Source organism: Nocardioides sp. Kera G14, assembly GCF_020715565.1.
GTDB lineage: Bacteria > Actinomycetota > Actinomycetes > Propionibacteriales > Nocardioidaceae > Nocardioides.
On the sequence record NZ_CP085839.1, the window covers coordinates 3,016,724 to 3,035,841 of the forward strand.

Here is a 19,118-nt window from a genome sequence, read left to right on the forward strand (position 1 = left end):
GAACCTACCGGATGGGTGTGACGGAGACACTTCTCCCGCGTCACGCCCACGGTCATCGGAGCCGCTGGACCAGACCGGTCGCCCGCTGCGCACGACGCTCGATCGCCGCCCTCACCGAGTCGGTCGAACCCACCACCGTGACCCGCTCCTGCGCCCGCGTGACAGCCGTGTAGAAGAGCTCGCGGGTCAGCAGCGGCGAGTCGGCCGGCGGCAGCAGGACCGTCACGGCGCGGGCCTGGGAGCCCTGCGACTTGTGCACCGTCATCGCGTGGAGGGTCTCGACCTCGGCCAGCCTCGACGGTGCGTACGTCGACGGGTGGGCGCCCGACATCGCCACCTCGAGCTTCGACCCGGTCGACGACGAGACCACCACGCCGGTGTCGCCGTTGAAGAGCTCCAGCCCGTAGTCATTGGCAGTGACGAGGATCGGTCGTCCGGGATACCACTCCGGCAGGTGCACGAGCCCGAGCGCATCGGCCAGCGCGCGCTCGATGCGGCGGTTCCAGAAGGCCGCTCCGGCCGGGCCGTCGCGGTGGGCGCAGAGGAGCCGGTGCTCGTCGGCCAGGGTGAGCGCTCCCGCCACGTCTCCGCGCGCGCCGGCCTCATGCAGGCCGACGGCGTGGGCGGTCAGCCGCGCCTGCAGGACACCCATCGCCACGGCGTCCTCCGGGTCGATGAGCGAGAGCGCCGCAGAGCCGGAGCCCAACAGCTCGAGGGCCGTGTCGGCGTCACCTGCTCGCAGCGCCGAGGCCAGGGCACCGATCTCCGCGCCGAACCGCTTCGACGTGCGGAGCGCCGCCACCGCCTCCGGCGCACGGCTCCGCAGGCCCTCGACCAGGTCGGCCAGCACGGCTCCCGCCTCGACCGACGCGAGCTGGTCGGCGTCCCCGACCAGCACCAGCCGCGCTGAGGGCCGCACGGCCTCGAGCAGCCGCGCCATCATGGTGAGCGACACCATCGACGTCTCGTCGACGATGATCACGTCGTGCGGCAGGGTGTTTCCGCGGTGGTGCCGGAACCGCGTCGACGAGCCCGGTCGCCAGCCCAGCAGGCGGTGCAGGGTCGAGGCGACGAGGTCAGTCCGGCCGACCGACTCCTGCAACCGCGCCGCCGCCTTGCCGGTCGGTGCTGTCAGGGCGATGCGCAGAGGAGCAGCGGCCTGCTCCTCGAGCAGCTCGAGCAGACCACGGACGGTCGTCGTCTTGCCGGTGCCGGGCCCACCCGTCAGCACGGTCGTCGACTGGCGAGCGGCCGAGAGCGCAGCGGCCCGCTGGTCGGCGTACCCCTCACCGGGGAAGATCCGTGCCGCACTCGCCTCCAGCTGGGCGGCATCGACCTCGCGGACGGGCGCCGACAGTCGCGCCAGGAGGTCGTCGCGGATCTGCCCCTCCTCGCGGTGGTAGCGGTCGAGGTAGAGCAGGCCGTCCTCGAAGCGCAGGACCTGCTCGGCGAGCTTGGACCCGCGACACAGCTCCAGCCACTCCTCCCCAGACGCGACGGGCCACGGCAGCTCGGGTGCCTCGGCCATCAGTGCCGCGAGGTCGACACACACCGATCCCTGCCGCGCCGCGCGGACAGCGAGTGCCAGCGCGAGCCGCGCCTGATCGGAAGGCTCGCGGACCAGCTCGCCCAGCCGCGCCGCCACATGCACATCGGCGGCGGTGAGCACGCCCGCCTCGTTGAACACCCGCAACGCCCCGACGGTGCCGCGTGCGTAGCGCGCGTCGAAGGCATCGACCGGCTCCCAGGTCTCGATCACGGCGTCTCCCCCTCGATCAGCTCCGAGAGCGCGACGATCAGCGACGCCGGCGGCTCCCAGCGGAAGACACCGGTCGGATCCCCTTCGAGCACTGGCGTTTCGGCACCGGCCATGCCGCGGACGTAGAGGTAGAGCACCCCGCCGAGATGACGCTCAGGTGAGTAGAGAGGAAGTCGCCAGGAGAGGTAGCGGTGCAGCACGACGCCGTAGAGCATCGCCTGCAACGGGTAGTGCGAGTGCAGCATCGCCTCGGCCAGCTTGGGCTGCGTGTAGTCGCCCACCGTCTCGCCGAGGAAGTTGGTCTTGTAGTCCACGATCACGAAGCGCCCGCCGTCATCACCGGGAAGGCGAAGGACCACGTCGATCGAGCCCGAGAGATAGCCGCGCAGCAGCTGGTCGCCCAGCGCCGGACTCTCCAGCCTGTCGGCGTACGACGACAGCGGATCGTCCGCGGGCAGGTGCTGCCGCAGCACACCCGCCAGGTCGCGCAGCCGGACCTCGCTGCGCGTCTCGTCGCCGCCGGTGAGCGGGATCTCGAAGTCGAGCTCTCGGAGCCGGTCGCGCAACGGAATCCCGAGCAGCGACAACCCGCCGGCCACCGGGCCGAGGGAGGTCTGGTTGAGCGGCAGCAGCCCGTCGGCGAGCTCGTTGACCGACGCGTCGACCGGCCACCAGCGCAGCTGCTCCTCGAGGCAGCGGACCAGCTCGGCGCGGAAGTCCGGCGCCTCGGGGTCGGCGTGCTCGAGCACCGCATGCACGAGTGAGCCGAAGCCGGCCCCGGCCGGCAGGTCGGCCATCGGCGACCTCAGCCCCAGCTCGTCGTCAGGGAGGTCCGGATTCGGCAGCAGGGATTCCCCGACTCGAGGGGAGGGGACCGCCGATTCGGCGGGGTCGGGCTCGTCGTCCTTGCCGGCCTCGGGCGCCTCCGAGCCGATCGAGGGGACGGTCTCCTCGACCCGGATGAGGGCCGAGTAGGAGGTCCGCTTCCAGTCGAGGTCGATGGAGCGGTCGAAGCGGCGCACGGCCAGCTCGGGGACCGGTGCCCGGACCGCAGGGGCCGACGCCGGTGCGATCGCCGCGATCTCGTGAGAGGGACCGCCCATCTGCGCCAATGCGGTGAAGACCGCGGCGGCGCCGTCGTCGTCGCGGAGGTCCATCCGCTCCGGCACCTCGGCCGTGCCGGGTCGACGGCCGAAGAGCAGTCGATGCAGGCCGGACGGGGGCGTGTTGAAGGTCGGCGCCCACCACGTGACCACCTGTGACTGCGCCCGGGTGAGCGCGACATAGAGGGTGCGCAGCTCCTCGCCCAGGCCCTCACTGAGGTGCGCCGCCAGGTGTGCACCCGAGCCGGACACGTCGAGGGAGCGCACCGGCAGACCGGAGACGTCGCGGTCGTGGAAGCGCACGACGTCGGGCCGGTCATTGACCCAGTTGTCGTAGGCGAAGGGCAGATAGGTGATCGGGTACTCCAGCCCCTTGCTTCCCCAGATCGTCACGATCTGCACGGCCGCCGCATCGGAGTCGAGCCGCCGCGGCCGCTCGGTCGCCGCCACCCGCCGGCGCTCGTCGCGGAACCACTCCAGCAGCCCGGTGAGCCCGAACCCCTCCGTCGTCTGTACGTCGTGCAGCAACTGCCCCAGATGGCGGAGATCGGTCAGCAGCCGGTCGCCGTCGACCTGCCCGAGGATCCGGGCCGTCAGTCCTCGCTCCTCGGCGGCCTCGACGAGGGCGGCGACACCACGGCCGCGAAGCAGGAGGGCCCAGCCGCGCAGGGTGTCGGCGAGCGAGGCGGTGAGCGACTCTCCGCCGGCGACCAGCTCGGACGCCCGGAGGCCGAAGAACGGCGTGACAGCCGCGGCCCGGACGAGGCCGGTGCGGTGCGGTGACTCCAGGGCTTCGAGGAGTGCACACCAGGCATCAGCTGCCTCGGTCTGGAAGACGTCACCGCCGCCGGTCGTCACGGCCGGCACTCCGCGTGCGGCGAGCGCCCGGGCGACCAGGGCGCCGTGCGCCCGCTGGGAGACGATGACCGCGATCTGCCCCGCGCGGACCGGCTCGCCGTCCCAGCTCGCACCCTCGGAGAGGACACGGGCGATGTCAGCCGCGCAGTCACGCGCGACGAAGGAGCGGGCGTCAGCGGCCGCGATGTCGCCCTTGCGCAGTTTGAAACCCTCGCGACGCACCTGCCGCATCCGCCATGGTGCGCCCGCCCCGACGAGGCGGGTGCCCGGCCGTGAGGCCTCGATCGGCAGCACCGCGATCTCCGGGTCGCCGAGCTGCGCCTGGTCGAGGACGACGCGGAGCGAGGAGATCAGGTCGGCGTCGGTGCGCCAGTTGACCGCCAGCGTGGCGCGCGTGGTTGCGGTCGAAGCCGCAGCGAGGTAGGTCGCGACGTCACCACCGCGGAAGCCGTAGATCGCCTGCTTCGGATCACCGATCAGCACCAGCGTCGCGTGCCCGTCGAAGGCCCGGGAGAGGACCTGCCACTGCACGGGGTCGGTGTCCTGGAACTCGTCGACGAGCACGATCCGCCAGCGCTCCCGCATCCGCAGCCGGGCCGGCGAGTGCTCGTCGGACAGTGCGTCGGCGAGACGGGAGAGGAGGTCGTCGTACGACAGGATGCCGAGGCGGCGCTTGCGGCGCTCGAGCTCGTCACGGACCGCGCAGGCGAAGGAGACCCGAGCCTCGCCAGGGGCATCGCCGGCCGAGGGCGCCAGCACCGACTGGGAATCCTCCACCGCCGCCCGCGCCACGGTCAGGGCGACGTCGCGCGAGATCGGCGGAGTGGCGTTCACCGAGCCGTAGCGTCCGAGGTAGAGGTCGTCGACGATCTCGACCACGAGGTCGTCCACCGAGTCGACGAGGGTCGTGCCGGGATCAGAGTCACCCGCGACACCGAGGGAGCGGAGCACGATCTGGCAGAACTGGTGCGTGGTCGCGATCGTCGCGCCGTCGAAGGAGGCGAGGGCGTCGAGCACCCGCCTTCGCTGGACCGGATCCTCCAGCGTGCGAGAAGCCACCACGAGATGCTCGCGCACCCGCTCGCGCAGCTCCTGCGTCGCGGCCCGGCCGAAGGTGATGACCAGCATCTGGTCCAGCGTCGCGACGCCCTCGGCGACATAGCGGGTCACCAGCGTGGCCAGGGCGAAGGTCTTGCCCGTGCCGGCACTGGCTTCGAGCAGCGTGGTGCCGGTCGGCAGCGGCCCGGCGAGGTCGAAGGGCACCATCACCACGACCCCTGCTCTGCCACCAGCAACGGGCTCCAGAGCCGCAGCGCGAGATCGGCGAAGCGATCCGGCTCGGGCAGCGGCGCCCGGGCGCCCCAGGCGCGGGCATGCTCGGCCGCCGACTGCTCGCCGGGGAACTTCCCGTCGCGCCAGTCCCAGCCGGCCTTCTCGAGGGCACCGTCGTGATCCATGCCGGTGCGGCGATGGCGCGCGTAGGTGAGGGAGGTCTTCAGCGGCAGTGGCAACGGCATCGCGAGCCCCTCTTCGCGCAGCGAGACGAGGTCGCGGAGCACGGCGCGCGCGGTGTGGTCGAGTGGGCCGAGCTGGGACAGCGAGAAGGCCGCGCCGCGCGCGCCGCCGGCTCGCCCGAGGGTCAGCGCCGACCAAGCCCGGTCCTCGTCGGTCGCCGCCAGGGCGAGCAACCTGATCCACGACTGGAGCCGGTGGGACGCACCCAACCGGCTGTAGTGGACGGTGACCATCCGGTCGCCGAAGAGGTCACCCACGGTGCCGCGCAGGCGGCGGCCGCCGCCCAGGTCCACATCGATGTCGACGGTCCGCGACGGCGTACTGCCGCGGAGCCGGAGGCCTTCGGCGCCGATCGGCTTCGCCTTGGCGACGACCTCGTCGAGGAGCCGCCAGCCGAGCCACTTGGGCGGCACCACGCCGCGGCGGAACTCCCGCTGGCGCGCCTGGTCGGGGTGCAAGCCGCGGAGCAGGTCGCCGAGGATGCGGTCGCCCGCACCCCACTGCACGAGCTGGTCGACCTCGACGGGCAACCCGTCGTCGAGCGACTCCTCGTCCCGGGGCAGGGCGAGATCGAGGCTCTGCCGGAAGAACCCGCGCACAGGGCTCTTCCAGAACGCCAGCAGCTCCTCCAGTCCGACGTCACGGTCGCCGGCGACGGGCAGGGGCGCATCGAGCAACGGAGGCACCGGAGTCCGCTCCTGGAGGGCGGAGCGGGCGCCGGCGAGCGCGGAGCGGTCGAAGGTGAACGGCTGGCCGGGCACGAGCGCTCCGGGCGTCAGGTTGCGGGCGTCGAACGGCTGCAGCGGATGTCGCGCGGTCACGACCTCGGAGACCCGCCGCCCGTCGGGAGCGGTGGCCGTCAGGTCGAGGGCGTCGATCAGCTCACCGAGCGGCACGGCCGGCGGGCGCGGCTGGCCGGAGTAGACGTCAGCACCGGTCCAGGTGACGACGAGGGTGTCCTTCGCCGCGAGGATCGCATCGAGCAACAGCTGCCGGTCCTCGGTGCGCAGGTCGCGCTCCCCCGTCATCGGTGTCCGGGCGAGCAGGTCGTCCCCGTCGACGGCCCGCGCGCGCGGGAAGACGCCGTCATCGAGTCCCAGTACGGCGACGACCCGGTGCGGCACCGAGCGCATCGGCACCAGCGTGGCGACCGTGAGTGATCCGGTGCGGAAGTTCGCACGCGTGGGCCGCCCGGCCAAGCGGTCGGCGAGGAGCGCACGCACGTCGGCGATGCCCAGCGTCCCGGCATCCACCCCGTCCGCTGCGGCGCGGATCCGCCCGAGCTCGCGGACCAGCTGGCCGTACTGCCATCCGTCGTCCCCCTTCACGGAGGTGAGCGCATCGACACCCTCGACCAGGGCGTCGAGCCAGTGCCCGAGCGGGTGCTCACCGACGAGACGGTCGGTGACGTCACGGAGGCGGTGGACGAGCTCGGTGAGCCGGCCCGCCAGCTCGATCGAGCCGCTGCCGACGTCGTCGAGGGGCAGGGTGGCGTCGAGCCAGGCGCCGGCGTCGTCGGAGAGCGCAACGCCGGTCAGGAGCCGGTCGAGGCCGAACTCCCACGTGTTGGCGGCGTAGTCGCCGAGGCCGAACGGCTCGCGGTGCGCCGCATCGAAACCCCAGCGGATGCCGGTCTCCGCGGCCCAGGTCGCCAGCTGCTCGAGGTCGTCGTCGCGCAGTCCGAACCGCCGCCACACGGGCTCGAGATGGGCCAGGTCGAGCACCTCACCCACACCCGCACGGCCACCCGCGAGGTCGAGGAGCGTCGAGGCGATGCCGAGGAGCGGGTTGGTCGACTCGGGCGAGCGGTCGGCCAGGCGAACGCGCAGCTTGTGCGCCGGATGTCCCTCAGGGCCGACCACGTCGGCGAGCCCGAAGGAGGCCTCCAACAACGGTGCATAGGTCTCGATGTCGGGGCACATCACGAGGACGTCGCGTGGCTCGAGCGTCGGGTCGTCGGCGAGCAGCCCGAGCACCACCTCGCGCAGCACCTCGACCTGGCGCGCCGGCCCATGGGCGGCGTGCAGCTGCACCGACCGGTCGCCCGTGGCCACCACCCGATCCGAGGTCACTTCGACGACGTTGGCCCGCAGGTCCGACTGCAGCCAGCCGAGCAGCGTCGGCGGAGCCTCGACGCCGGCCGCGACCGGCTCGTCGACGAGCTCCACCCGGGACAGCGACCGCTGCAGCTCCCGTACGTCGCGCCCGAGTGAGGCGAGCAGCGGGTGCCCGACGTGCTCGTGTGAGCGGTCCTCGGCCCGCACGACCGGCCCGCCCAGATCGTCGAGCGCCGCCCACAAGGGGGCCGAGGGATGCGGCAACCACAGGTGCACCTCGCGGTGCTCACCGAGCGCGCCGAGCAGCTCGATCTCCGAGGCGGACAGCCGGGTGTGGCCGAAGAGCGAGACGCGCGACGGCAGGTCGCCGGCGGGACCGTCCTGCAGATGCGCGACCACCGCAGCCTGCCGCAGGTGCGGCGCCATGACCGGCACCGACGCCACCAGGCGCCGCCACAGCTCGGGCTGCCATGCGAGGTCCTCGGGGACCACCCCGCCGAGGCCGTCCGACGACCCGCCCGCGGTCCAGTCGGCGACGAGGGACGGACGCTGGCCGGCGTACGAGGAGAAGAGGCGGGCGAGGCGACGGGCGAGCGCGAGGCGACGACCGGGTTGGGCCAGGTGACGGGCCAACGGCGACGCCCAGGACTCACCGAGGGTGGCGTCGATGACCGACATCAGCGGCCAGGTGAGGCGTTCGGGGGCCCACGCATCCTCGTCACCGGTCCCCAGGATCTCCGCGATCAGCGAGGGTGCGGTGCGGAAGTCGACGCCGGCACAGACACCGAGGCGGTCCGACAGCTTCTGCGAGAGCCAACGCTCGACCCCGCGGGCCGGAACGACCACGACCTCGGTCGCGAAGGGGTCCTCCCCGGGCACGGCGAGCAGCTCCGCCAGACCTGCGACGAGCAGGTCCGAACGCGCGGCGCGATGGAGGTGGAGGACCACCGTCGCAACCTATCTGCCCGCGCCGACAGCCGGCACGGCGTTACGACGCGAGTGCTCGCTCGAGCATCTGCAGCGCATGCGCCGGATGCACCTCGATGCTCTGCGCGACGGACACGGGACGGCGCCGCTCCGACCACAGCGCACGCAGCGCGTTCACCAGGTCCCGCAGGCCGGTGCGTGGCTGCTCACCGAAGATCCGGAAGCGCTCGACGACCGGCACCTCGGCCACGGTCAGCCCCGCGCGGGCGGCGCGGGCGGTGAGGAGCACGTCGATCTGATCCCCGTCGGCCCATCGGCCCTGGCTGGCGACCGGGAGGTCCAGCACGTCGCGCCGGTCGGCCCAGAACCCGTAGAAGCCGAAGCCGATGTCGGTCGTACCACTGCCGTACAGCCGATTGGCGAGAAGGTTGACGAGGCGGTCCCCGAGCGCACGCAGCGCCGTCATCTCCGCGGAGCCGCCGCCCGACAGTCGCCGGGAGCCTGCGACGAAGCCCGCGCCTGCGACCAGTTCACCGACCAGCGCCGGGATGGTCGACGGGTCCACGGTGCCGTCGACCGGCAGGGTGACGATGACGTCGCCGGTCGCCGAGGTCACGCCGGCGGCGAGCGCGGCGCCCTTGCCCGCGCCGAGGCGACGGATGACGGTCAGGTGCTGGCACGCCTGGCGGGCGGCGCTGACCGTGCCGTCGACGGATCCTCCGTCGACGAGGATCACCTCGTGCACCGTCGGCAACTGCCGGAGCACGAAGTGCACGTTCATGGCCTCGTTGAGTGCCGGTACAACGACACTCACGCGCGGGCCCAGAGCAGAGCTGTCTCCCATGTGAATCCCCCTCAGACGGAGATTCTGGCCCGCATCAGAAGCACCGTGGATGATCCACAATCCGGTAACAGGGCAGCGTTTCCGCAGGTGGCGCGGATTTTCCGGGACATCGTCCCGGTCCTAAGTGTGGATCGGATGTGGGCGGACTTACCGACCCGAGGGAGACGCCCGTCACTCGTCGGCGTCATCGGCGGCGCGGATCTCTCCTCGCAGCTCTGCGACCGCTTCGGGATGGCCGTGGAAACGACGGTAGGAGTAGCCGACGAGCGCGAGGGCCAGGAGTGCCGAGATCAGCAGGGTCACACCCGTCCACGCTCCGCCGAGGAGCCAGTAGGCGCTCCGCAGCGGCCACCAGCTCGGAGCCGGCGGCTGCACGATCCACAGGACGCCCACTGCGCCGAGCGCGAGTGCGAAGAGCGTCGACATCATTGCCCGCAGGTTCGTGCTGACACCGTCGGCGGCGCTGCGCAGCGCCCGCAACCTGACCGGCTCGACCCGCTTCTCGGCCCACGTGTACTGGCGGGAGAGGAGCGCGAGTCCAGCGAAGAGCATCAACAGGCCCGGGCCGGGCAGGACCAGCGCCGCGATCCCTGCAGCCACCAGGATCCAGCCGGCGCCCTCGAGGAGCAGACGCTTCACATTGCCGAGACTACGAGCCGGATCGTCATCGGGCGACGGGCACCGTCAGGGGCGATGGCGCGACACCGGTCGTCGTGTCGACCGTGTAGGTCACCCGGGTCGCCCCGGCCGGCAGCGTGCCGGAGATCGGCACATTGCGCGTCGCCTGCTCGCTCATCCGGAACGACCCCTCTCCGATCGGCACGTCGCCGCTCGGCGTTGTGGCCACCGCTGTGATCGTCCCGACGCATCCACCCCTGCCGACACCGCACGCCAGCCCGTCGGAGAGTGTGCCGTCGGCGGCGGGAGTGGCCGTCGTCGTGGTGATGGCGACGGCCGACGGAAAGCTCACCCCCGTCGGCGTGTCTGGTGACTTCGGGTCGAGGCAGGCGTCGAACTCGTACGCCGGGTTGCTGACCGTGCGGCCCCGGCGGTCGGTGATCGTCTGGTACCCGACCAGCGTCGAGGGCGAGCCCACCGTGTAGCAGCCGTTGCTGTGCAGGGTGATCTCGAACTTTCCGTAGCCGGTCGACGGCATCGGGACGTTGGGGTCGCTCCACGACATCAGACAGTTCCAACTCGTGCCCGGCCCGCTCTGCGTGACACCGGGCCCCTTGTCACACATGGCCTTCGGTGCGGCCGACGCCGCAGTGACGCCCTCATGGCCGAGGATCGCCGCCTGCTGGGCGTAGACGTTGGCGAAGGATGCGGTGACCGAGCGCTCGAGGCGAGCCTGCGTGAGCGGACTCCCGCTCGAGGTGGCGACAGCGACGCCGCCGAGGCCCACGGCCACCAGGACGGAGAGGAGAAGGGTCAGGATGATTCGTCGCATGTCAGCCTCCTGTGATGTCGCGACGGCGAAGGATGGACCAGGCCAGACCAAGTGAGGCCGCGGTCCAGGCTGTGCAGGTGATCAGCCCGGTGACGAAGGGTCCGAGGAAGGAGGGGGAGGCGAAGAGCCCGTGCCACGCTTCGAAGGCGGTGGTGGGGAGGTAGGGCCGGAGCGCCTCGGCTCCGCCCATGGCGCCGACCAGCTGCATCACCATGCCGAGGACGACCGGTGTCGCGACGCCGACGGCGACATTGCGCGACCACACCGAGAGCAGCACTGCGAGCGAGGTGAAGGCGATGACCGGCGGAATGGCAGTGAGCCATGCGAGTGCGGCGAAACGCCACGCATGTGCAGCGGGGATGAGTTGACCGGTCAGGCCGATCAGGGCGCCGCGACCGCCCACCAGTGCCGACGCGACGATCGTCGAGATCCCTAGAACGATGAGTACGAGAACACCGAACCCCAGTGCAGCAAGGGTCTTCGCGATGAAGATCGACGAGCGGCTGACCGAGCGGGTGAGGATCGTCTTCCACGTCCCGTGGTGGTCCTCGCTGGCGAAGATGTCCCCCGCGACGATCGACGTCAGCAGCGGCAGGATCCATTGGGCGGCGAACGCCAGAACCAGGAGGCCGAGTGCGAAGCCGTTGGTCGTCGCGTAGCGGCCGAAGAGCGTGTCCTTGGGCGGGTTGCCCTGGGCATGGATCGCGAACGCGATCGGGATGGGCGCGACCAGCGCACTGATCAGCAGCACGCGCGTGCGGACTTGGGCACGGAGCTTGAGCAGCTCGAAGCCGAGGGTCCTCATGCCGCAGCTCCCTCATTCTCGGGCAGGCCCGAGTCGGTCAGCAGGAAGAAGAGCGACTCGAGCGGCGTCTGGGTGGGCGTGAGCTGACGCAGCCCGATCCCCGCCTGCACCAGCGCGCCGACGTACGCCGCCACCGGCTCCTCCGCGCCTACGACATGGAGCTGGCCAGACTCGTCGAGGTCCACGACGAGGCCCGGCCGCCCCGCGGCGACGGACAGGGCCTGCAGGTTGGAGGTGGTGTCGAGCACGTGCCCGGGGTCGGGAGCCATCGCCCGTAGGTCGGCGATCGAGCCGTGGAAGGCGACCGTGCCGCATTTCATGATCGTGACGTTGTCGCAGATCTCTTCGACCTCCTCCATGTTGTGCGAGGAGAGCAGGACGGTGAGGCCGCTGGAGGCCAGGTCCTTCACCAGTGCACGCATATCGCGGATGCCGGCCGGGTCGAGACCGTTGGCCGGCTCGTCCAGCACAAGCAGTTTGGGCTCGCGCAGCAGCGACGCGGCCACGCCGAGGCGCTGCCGCATGCCGTAGGACCAGCCCCCGACCTTGCGGTCAGCACGGTCAAGGAGGTCCACGGTGGACAGGACCTCGTCGATCAGGCCCGGGCGGGTGTTGCCGTCGAGCCGGGCCATACTCTCGAGGTTCTGGCGGCCGGTCAGGTAGGGGTAGAAGCGGGGCGCCTCGATGAAGCCCGCGACGCCGTCGAGCACGCCTGTGCCCTCGGTGGCCCACTCGCGACCGTGGACGCGAAGCGTGCCCGCATCGGGCCGGATGAGACCGAAGAGCATCCGGAGGAACGTGGTCTTCCCGGCGCCGTTCGGCCCGAGGATCCCGTAGACCTCTCCGGGCGACACCTGCAAGGAGACGCCGTCGACTGCGCGGACGTTGCCGAAGGACTTCACGAGCCGCTCCGCGTCCACCGCCAGGGGAATGGGTTCTGTCATACGGCGGAACGTAGTGACGCGCTGCTGACCGCAACCTGAATGACTGGACGACTGCAGCCGGAGAGGGAGCGGACATGGAAAGACCCCCTGCCGTCTCGGGTCAGCAGGGGGTCTGACGAGAACAGTAGACCTCGCCCACGCCGACGTCCCGCAACTTCGCCGATTTTTACTGAACTGTGGACGAATCACGGGTTTGGTCAGGCTGCGGTCAGGTTCGAGCACGAGACTGGAGTCCGTGGCGCGCATCGGACTGTGTGAGGACGACCCTGCGATCAGGCGCGTCGTCGCCGAGGGGATGCGCCTCCACGGGCATGAGGTGGTCACGGCGTACGACGGCGGCGAAGCCGTCCGCCGCTTCTCCCACGACCTCACCCTGGACGCCCTGATCCTCGACATCGGACTGCCCGACGCGGACGGCCGCGACGTCGCCCTGGCGCTGCGGAGCAACGGACAACCCGCGCCGATCCTCTTCCTCACCGCCCTTGGGCAGCTCCATGACCGGCTGGCGGGCTTCGCGGCGGGAGCCGACGACTACCTCGCTAAGCCGTTCTCCGTCGCCGAGCTCGTCGCCCGGGTCGAGGCGCTGACCCGGCGCCGCTCGGCCCAGCCTCCGACGACGGCCGGCGACGAGCTCGTGCTCGACCCCGGTCGCCACGCGGTGCGCTGCGGCGAGCATGAGGTGAAGCTGACGCCCACGGAGTTCCGGATGCTGGCCGCCATCACGTCACGTCCCGGCGAGGTCGCACGCCGCCGCGCCGTCGTCGCCGCTGCCTGGCCAGATGGGGCGATCGTCGCCGAGAACACCATCGACGCCTACGCCGCGCGGATCCGCCGCAAGCTGAAGGAGGTCGGCTCGCCACTGGAGCTCGCCACCGTGCGCGGTGTCGGTTTCGAGCTGAGATGAGGAACTTCCGCACCCGGCTGGTGCTGTCCACCGTCCTGCTGGTCGGTGCCGTCATGGTGGGCGTTGTCCTCGTCCTGCGGGTCGCGCTGGAGCTGACCGAGGGCGAGCAGCGCAAGTACGCCTCCGACCACGTCTTCTACACGATGCTCGTCATGGCGGCCGTGACTGTCGCCCTCGTCGGCGTCGTCGCATGGGTCACGACCCGACGCGTGCTCGACCCGGTGCGGCAGATGGCCGAGCGCGCCGAGGAGTGGTCGGCCCGCGACCTCGGCCATCGCTTCGCGCTCGGTGCGCCGGTCGACGAGTTCGCCCAACTGGGACAGACGCTCGACCACCTGCTGGACCGTGTCGCCCAGGCGATACGCGACGAACAACGGCTCACCTCCGAACTCGCCCACGAGCTGCGCACGCCCCTGACCGCGATCCAGGGCTCGGCCGAGATTGCGCTCTTCCGCCTCGGCGCCGACGCAGACCGCGAGCTGCGCGACGACCTCGCCGAGATCGCGACGGCGGCCGCCCGGATGTCCGACACCATCACCACCCTGCTCGAGCTGGCGCGCCGAGGCACCGTCGCCGGATCCAGCAGCCTGTACGAGGTCCCCCCGGCGCTCGAGGTGCTGGTGCCGCCGCACGTCCGGTTCAGCGCCGATCTCGCGGCTGGTCTGCCTCAGGTCGCAGCCCCGACGGAGCTGGTCGTTCGAGCCCTTGCTCCGCTCATCGACAACGCCGGCCGTCACGCCAGCAGCGCCGTGACACTGACCGCACGACGTACCGAAGGAGGGGTCGAGCTCGTCGTCCGTGATGACGGCGCCGGCGTACCGGCGGCCCTGCAGGCGACGCTCTTCGAGCCGGGCACCACGGCCGGTGAGGGCACCGGGCTGGGGCTCGGCATCAGCCGCCGCATCGCCCGCTCGCTCGGCGGTGACGTCACCCTCGCCCGTCACGGAGACGGCAACGGCCGAGAGACGGAGTTCGTCCTCCGCCTGCCCGTGTCCGGTCAGGCGGCGAGTTCGAGGTCGGCGTCGTAGCCGATGACCAAGTGGGGCCGTCGCGGGATGGCGGGGCCGGTCGAGGCCGAGGGTCCGAGCAGTGGTGGTGGGTGGCTGGGCTGGTTGCCGATGACCTGTTTGGCCCAGTTGCACTGCCGGCAGTAGCCCTGGGCATTGACTGCTGAGGTCTGACCGCCTGAGGCCCAGTCGGTGATGTGGTCGATGTGCGCGATGGTGGCACCGCAGCCGGGTGTTCGGCAGAGCTGGTCGCGGAGTCGGATGAACTGGGCCAGGGCCTTGGGGAAGAGCCTGGCCTTGGACTCCATCGCGACCAGCTCCCCGGTCTCAGGGGCGGTGAAGAGGCGACGGAGTTCGACCTTCTGCACATCGAGCACCGCGGTCTGGATCAGTCGCTTCGCCAGCGCGGTAGGGATGGGTCCGTGTCCGGCGAGCAGGGCGGGCTGGGTGTGGTCGCCGTCGAGGAGTGCCCTGTCGGTCATGAGGAGGCCGATGCTCACTGGGTGGGCCGGCTGCTCCAACGCCACCGTGGCGGGCGTGCCACTGCCAGCACCGGTGAGGCGGGCGATCAACGTGTCGACCATGACCTGGCTCCGGGTCGCATCGACCCCCAGCGCGATCGCGGTGTCCGCAGCAGCACCAAGACTGTCCTTGACAGCCGCGAGCTGCTCGATGGGCATGAGTGCTTTGAGCCAACCCATCCCGTCGCCACGGTCGGTGGGCTGGATGGAGACGTGACGGTCGGCGACGGCCCTGTCCCGACGCCGTACGACCGCCTCCTCGTCGAGGGCGAGCGCGATGGCCTGGGCGCGGTGGGCGGTCTTGCGGTTGCCCAGCTCCTTCAACCCCGGTGTGGCGGCGAACCGCTGGTCGAACGCCGAGACATCGTGGCCTTCGAGGATGGAGGCTTCACGCGCGACCGACGTGGCCTGGTATTCCGACAGGTCACCGGCTGTGTAGCGGGCGAACGTCTGTGGCAGCGCCCGGAGCTGCTTCGCCAGGGCCGTCACGGTCCGGCCGTGGGCGGGTGAGATCCGACGCGAGCGAGCCACCAGCTCAGCGACGCCTTTGCCCTGCCGCTCGACGGGCACACCCTGCGCGGCAGCGCGTTCGCGCATCAATCGGTCGACTGCGAGAGCCAAGCGTGCTTGGCGGGCTTCGATCTGGTGCTTGAGGGTCTCGAGCTCGCCCAGTTCGGTGCAGATGCTGTCCAGGTCGCCGTCGATCGGCCCGGCGATGGACATCCCGAAGCCGCGGATGTCGTCCGTGGTGGGGGTGTCTGCCATCGCTTCTCCCGAGGTCGGCGTGGTTGCTTGCGCTTTCGCCGATCCTATCAGCAAGGCCAAGAAGGCGCAACCGCTTTTGACTATTCGTCGTCGACTTTTGTCGAAACCCGAGCTAGAGGCGCCAGGGCTTGGCGGGTCTGGAGATCAGAGCGCCGACGTGGTCGGACTGCCGGAGGAATGCCTCCGACCATCCGGCGGCTTGCGGACGGAGCCGCGCAAGCGTCAGGCTTCGCAGGGCGCACCGCGACCCGCGTCAGTCCATCACCGCGTCGACAACGAACTCGTTCTCGTCCGGCTTCCCACCACCGTCGGCACCCTCGAGCCGATGCCGCGCGTGGGCACCCCCCTCGTCGGAGTGGGTAACACCGACGTACGCGACGAGCAGGGCGAAGACGAGCAGCCCGACCGCCGTCACGGGTCCGGTGCCGAACCCGAGGCCGTCGTGGTGATGCGAGCCCAGACCGTCGGCGACGCTCGCCCCGAGTGGGCGGGTCAAGGCGTAGGCGATCCAGAAGCAGATCACGGCACGGACCTCTCCCCTGGTCCGGCGACGGCCCGCCGCCCAGATCGCGAGCGGGACGAGGATCAGGACGCCGAAGATCAACGCCGACGGCCAGAAGCCAAGGCCAAGGTTCTCGGCCGTCGTGTCGCCCAGTGCCGTGCCGAGCCCGAACGTGAGCAGGACCGTGCCCCAGTAGAACCGCTCGCGTCGCGGCGTCACGATCGAGTGCACCGAGAGAGTGCCTTCTGAGCGACGCCACCAGGTGAGCAGCCCCACCAACAGCACGGCGTAGATCACCGAGTCCACGTAGTACGGCGTCCCCAGCGCGACGTGCGGGCCGTCCGCGATCATCGTGCCGAAGACGGCGACCATGAGGACCGTCAGCCAGTACCTCACCGGGTGGTACGTCGACGACCGCAGCTGCCAGGCGAGCGCGAGGAAGAACCCGCCGACTCCGACGACGCCCGCCAGCACAAGGCTCTTGGTGCCCATGAAGTCCGAGGCTGTCTCGCCGATGCCGGTGGTGAGCAGCTTGATGATCCAGAAGAGCGCGAAGATCTCGGGGACCTTCGGCGCTGCGAAATGACGAGTGGCCATGCGCCGGACGCTAGGTCCGGTCACATGGCCACTACCTGACTACGTCAGGGCGAGGTTCACGCCTTGTCGAGGTCGGAAGCCACGCGGCGGTGCGCCTCCCAGATCGCCTCGGGCAGCTTGAACTGCGAGAGGTGCTCCTCGCGGAACTTCATCTCCTGGCGCCAGCGGTCGGCGTCGATGGAGAGCAGCTTCTCGAGGTCGCCGTCCTTGAAGGACATGCCCTCGAGGTTGAGCTCGTCGGCCTTCGGCAGGATGCCGACGGCGGTCGGGTTGCCCTCGACCTCACCGGCCTGGAACTGCAGCAGCCAGAGCAGCGCACGCACGTTGTCGCGGTAGCCGTTCCACAGGAAGTGGCCGTCCTCCGGGTCACGCTGGAACCAGTTGACGTGGGCGAAGACCGGGGGCTTCGTGGAGGAGCCGATGATGTCCAGCCAGTGCTGGGCGTAGTCGCCCTCCTCGTAGGCCATGAAGGGGCGCATCGACATCGGGTCGTAGCGGAGCTGGCCCTCGACGCCCTCGGCGGCGAAAGTCGCCTCGGCGCCGAGCGTCATGCCGTCGTAGACACCCTCGGCGATGTCGGTGATGGCGCGGATCAGCGGCTCGCGGTCACGGGTGCGGCCACCGAAGATGATCGCGTTGATCACGACACCGGCCGGGTCGTTGTAGTCGTCGGCTGCGTTCGGGACGTTCGCGATGGTCGTGGTGAAGCGGCTGTTGGGGTGCGCCCACGGCTCCTTGAGCTCGTCGGGGTTGCGCTCGGAGAGACGCTCGCCCTTCCAGTCCAGCCAGCCGTCGAGGTCGTCGGGGTGGTGCTTGGTCTTGCCCTCCCACCAGACGTCCTGGGTCTTCTCGTTGTAGGCGACGTTGGTGAAGATCGCGCCCGAGCCGGGCAGGATCGCCTTCACGGCGCCCGGGTTGGTCTCCTCGTTGGTGTCCTTGGCGACACCGAAGACGCCGTTCTCCGGGTTGAAGGCACGGATCTTGCCGTCCTCGTCGACCCACAGCCATGCGATGTCGTCGCCGTAGAAGGTGACCTCGTAACGGTCGCCGAGCGCGTCGGGCGCCAGCGTCATCGAGAGGTTTGTCTTGCCCGAGGCCGACGGGAAGCCACCGACGACGTGGAACGTCTTGCCGGTCTCCTTGTCCTTGATGCCCAGCAGGAGGAACTGCTCGGCGAGGAACTTGCCACTCGCCTTGCCGTCGTAGCAGGCCTGGCGCAGGCCGTGGGCGATCTTGCCGAGCAGTGCGTTGCCGCCGTACGACGACCCGAAGTGCAGGATCGTGCGCTGGTCGGCCACGGTGGCGAAGAGGCGCTGGTCGTTCTCGGTGCCCTGACCGAGGTTGGGCAGGTCGCCGGTGACGTGGACGGCCTTCACGAAGGACGACGGGTCGGCGAGGTTGTTGATGTGGTCGATGCCGACGCGGGCCATCCGGATCATCTGCTGGACGACCGGGCGGCAGTCGGTGAGCTCGACGCCGGCTGCCCAGGCCTCGAGCGGCGAGCCGGCGGGGGCCATCAGGTAGGGGATGACGTACATCGTCTTGCCCTTGCTGGCGCCGGTCATGCGCTCGGTGAGCGTCGCGACCGTCTCCTCCGCGGGCTTCCAGTTGTTGTAGATGCCCTTGTCGGCCGGGTTGGACGTCGCCACGACGGTGCGCTCCTCGGAGCGGGCGGTGTCCTTGTAGTAGGAGCGGCTGTAGTAGCGGTCACCGCTGACGGGGAGCAGCTCGCCCGCGTCGACGGACTCCTTGAGGAGCCGCGCGTCGTCCTCGGCGCTCACGACCTGGATCCGGTCGGGCGTGGTGATCGCTGCCCACTGCGCGACGAACTCCCGCACATGGGGATTCGTCAGCCCTGCCTCGTCGAGCACCTTGTCCACGTCAACCATCAAAAACGCCCTTCACAGATTCACCCGGCATCCGCCATCACCCCTCGGGGCTGCGGACATGTTCCGGCACGCTACCTGACTCAACGACGCTGTTGAGGTGCGGTCCATGACCCAGCGTGAGTGGTACGTCACGTCGAGGGCCAGTGGATCGATCCAAGCGTCGAGAGGCCGGGATAGGGTCGAAAAATGGAGGTCGAAGAGACGAAATTGCCCGGTGTCGGACTACGCCACGACTTCGTCACGGCGTCCGGTCGACGGATCGGTGTGATCTCGACCAAGAGCGGTTCCCGGCACCTGTCGATCTATCGGGAGGACGACGAGGACGCGGTCAAGGCGAGCATCGAGCTCGACCATGAGGAGGCCAGTGTGCTGGCCGAGCTGCTCGGTGCTCCTCGGGTCATCGAGCGGCTGGCGAAACTGGCCGAGCAGGTCGAGGGGATCAAGACCGCGGGCATTCCCCTCGGCGCCTCCCTCGCCGGCAGGACGCTCGGCGACGCCGAGATCCGCAGCCGGACCGGCGCCTCGATTGTCGCCATCCTCCGTGGTGATGAGGTGACGCCCTCGCCTACGCCCGACTTCGTCTTCCGCCAGGGCGACAAGGTCGTCGTCGTCGGCACGGAGGACGGCGTACGCGCCGCCTCCGCCATCCTCGAAGCCTGAGCCCCGGTTTC

At 70.5% G+C, this 19,118-nt stretch carries 14 protein-coding genes; 3 read left to right on the forward strand and 11 right to left on the reverse strand.

Annotated features, from left to right (window positions below):
* Window positions 1-52: 52 nt before the first annotated feature.
* The 8 genes from recD to LH076_RS14795 form a co-directional block, all read right to left on the reverse strand.
* Complete coding sequence (gene recD / locus LH076_RS14760) at window positions 53-1,759, reverse strand: exodeoxyribonuclease V subunit alpha (protein WP_227781515.1); 1,707 nt, start codon at window positions 1,757-1,759, stop codon at window positions 53-55.
* The gene (locus LH076_RS14765; RefSeq protein WP_227783651.1) at window positions 1,756-4,986 is read right to left on the reverse strand and encodes a UvrD-helicase domain-containing protein; all 3,231 of its coding nucleotides are present in this window, start codon (window positions 4,984-4,986) and stop codon (window positions 1,756-1,758) included. Before LH076_RS14765 ends, recD begins: the two co-directional genes overlap by 4 nt.
* Window positions 4,986-8,240 carry an exodeoxyribonuclease V subunit gamma gene (recC, locus tag LH076_RS14770; protein ID WP_227781516.1) on the reverse strand — a complete coding sequence of 1,085 codons (3,255 nt, stop codon included), beginning with the start codon at window positions 8,238-8,240 and terminating at the stop codon, window positions 4,986-4,988. Before recC ends, LH076_RS14765 begins: the two co-directional genes overlap by 1 nt.
* A 40-nt stretch (window positions 8,241-8,280) precedes the next feature.
* Entirely contained in the window at window positions 8,281-9,033 is a 753-nt protein-coding gene (locus LH076_RS14775) for a glycosyltransferase family 2 protein (protein ID WP_265333824.1), read from the reverse strand.
* Between the two features lie 201 nt (window positions 9,034-9,234).
* Window positions 9,235-9,702, reverse strand: coding sequence for a PGPGW domain-containing protein (locus tag LH076_RS14780; RefSeq protein ID WP_227781518.1), 468 nt, complete (start codon window positions 9,700-9,702; stop codon window positions 9,235-9,237).
* Between the two features lie 25 nt (window positions 9,703-9,727).
* Entirely contained in the window at window positions 9,728-10,513 is a 786-nt protein-coding gene (locus LH076_RS14785) for a hypothetical protein (protein WP_227781519.1), read from the reverse strand.
* Window position 10,514: 1 nt separating this feature from the next.
* Window positions 10,515-11,318, reverse strand: coding sequence for an ABC transporter permease (locus tag LH076_RS14790; RefSeq protein ID WP_227781520.1), 804 nt, complete (start codon window positions 11,316-11,318; stop codon window positions 10,515-10,517).
* A complete protein-coding gene (locus LH076_RS14795; protein WP_227781521.1) occupies window positions 11,315-12,262 on the reverse strand; it encodes an ABC transporter ATP-binding protein in 948 nt (315 codons plus the stop codon). Before LH076_RS14795 ends, LH076_RS14790 begins: the two co-directional genes overlap by 4 nt.
* A gap of 235 nt (window positions 12,263-12,497) precedes the next feature.
* On the opposite strand from LH076_RS14795, the gene LH076_RS14800 reads away from it, so the two are divergent.
* Both LH076_RS14800 and LH076_RS14805 read left to right on the forward strand, forming a co-directional pair.
* Complete coding sequence (locus LH076_RS14800; RefSeq protein ID WP_227781522.1) at window positions 12,498-13,166, forward strand: response regulator transcription factor; 669 nt, start codon at window positions 12,498-12,500, stop codon at window positions 13,164-13,166.
* Window positions 13,163-14,194 (forward strand): sensor histidine kinase, encoded by a 1,032-nt coding sequence (locus LH076_RS14805; protein WP_227781523.1) that lies wholly within the window; start codon window positions 13,163-13,165, stop codon window positions 14,192-14,194. Before LH076_RS14800 ends, LH076_RS14805 begins: the two co-directional genes overlap by 4 nt.
* Here LH076_RS14805 and LH076_RS14810 read toward each other — a convergent pair.
* The 3 genes from LH076_RS14810 to LH076_RS14820 form a co-directional block, all read right to left on the reverse strand.
* On the reverse strand, window positions 14,164-15,459 hold the full coding sequence (locus LH076_RS14810; protein ID WP_227781524.1) for an HNH endonuclease: 1,296 nt from the start codon (window positions 15,457-15,459) through the stop codon (window positions 14,164-14,166). The two genes, LH076_RS14805 and LH076_RS14810, sit on opposite strands and share 31 nt — an antisense overlap.
* 253 nt (window positions 15,460-15,712) lie before the next feature.
* The gene (locus tag LH076_RS14815; protein WP_227781525.1) at window positions 15,713-16,558 is read right to left on the reverse strand and encodes a hypothetical protein; all 846 of its coding nucleotides are present in this window, start codon (window positions 16,556-16,558) and stop codon (window positions 15,713-15,715) included.
* Between the two features lie 56 nt (window positions 16,559-16,614).
* Complete coding sequence (locus tag LH076_RS14820; protein WP_227781526.1) at window positions 16,615-18,447, reverse strand: phosphoenolpyruvate carboxykinase (GTP); 1,833 nt, start codon at window positions 18,445-18,447, stop codon at window positions 16,615-16,617.
* Between the two features lie 186 nt (window positions 18,448-18,633).
* On the opposite strand from LH076_RS14820, the gene LH076_RS14825 reads away from it, so the two are divergent.
* Window positions 18,634-19,107, forward strand: coding sequence for a cation:proton antiporter regulatory subunit (locus tag LH076_RS14825; RefSeq protein ID WP_227781527.1), 474 nt, complete (start codon window positions 18,634-18,636; stop codon window positions 19,105-19,107).
* Window positions 19,108-19,118 lie beyond the last annotated feature (11 nt).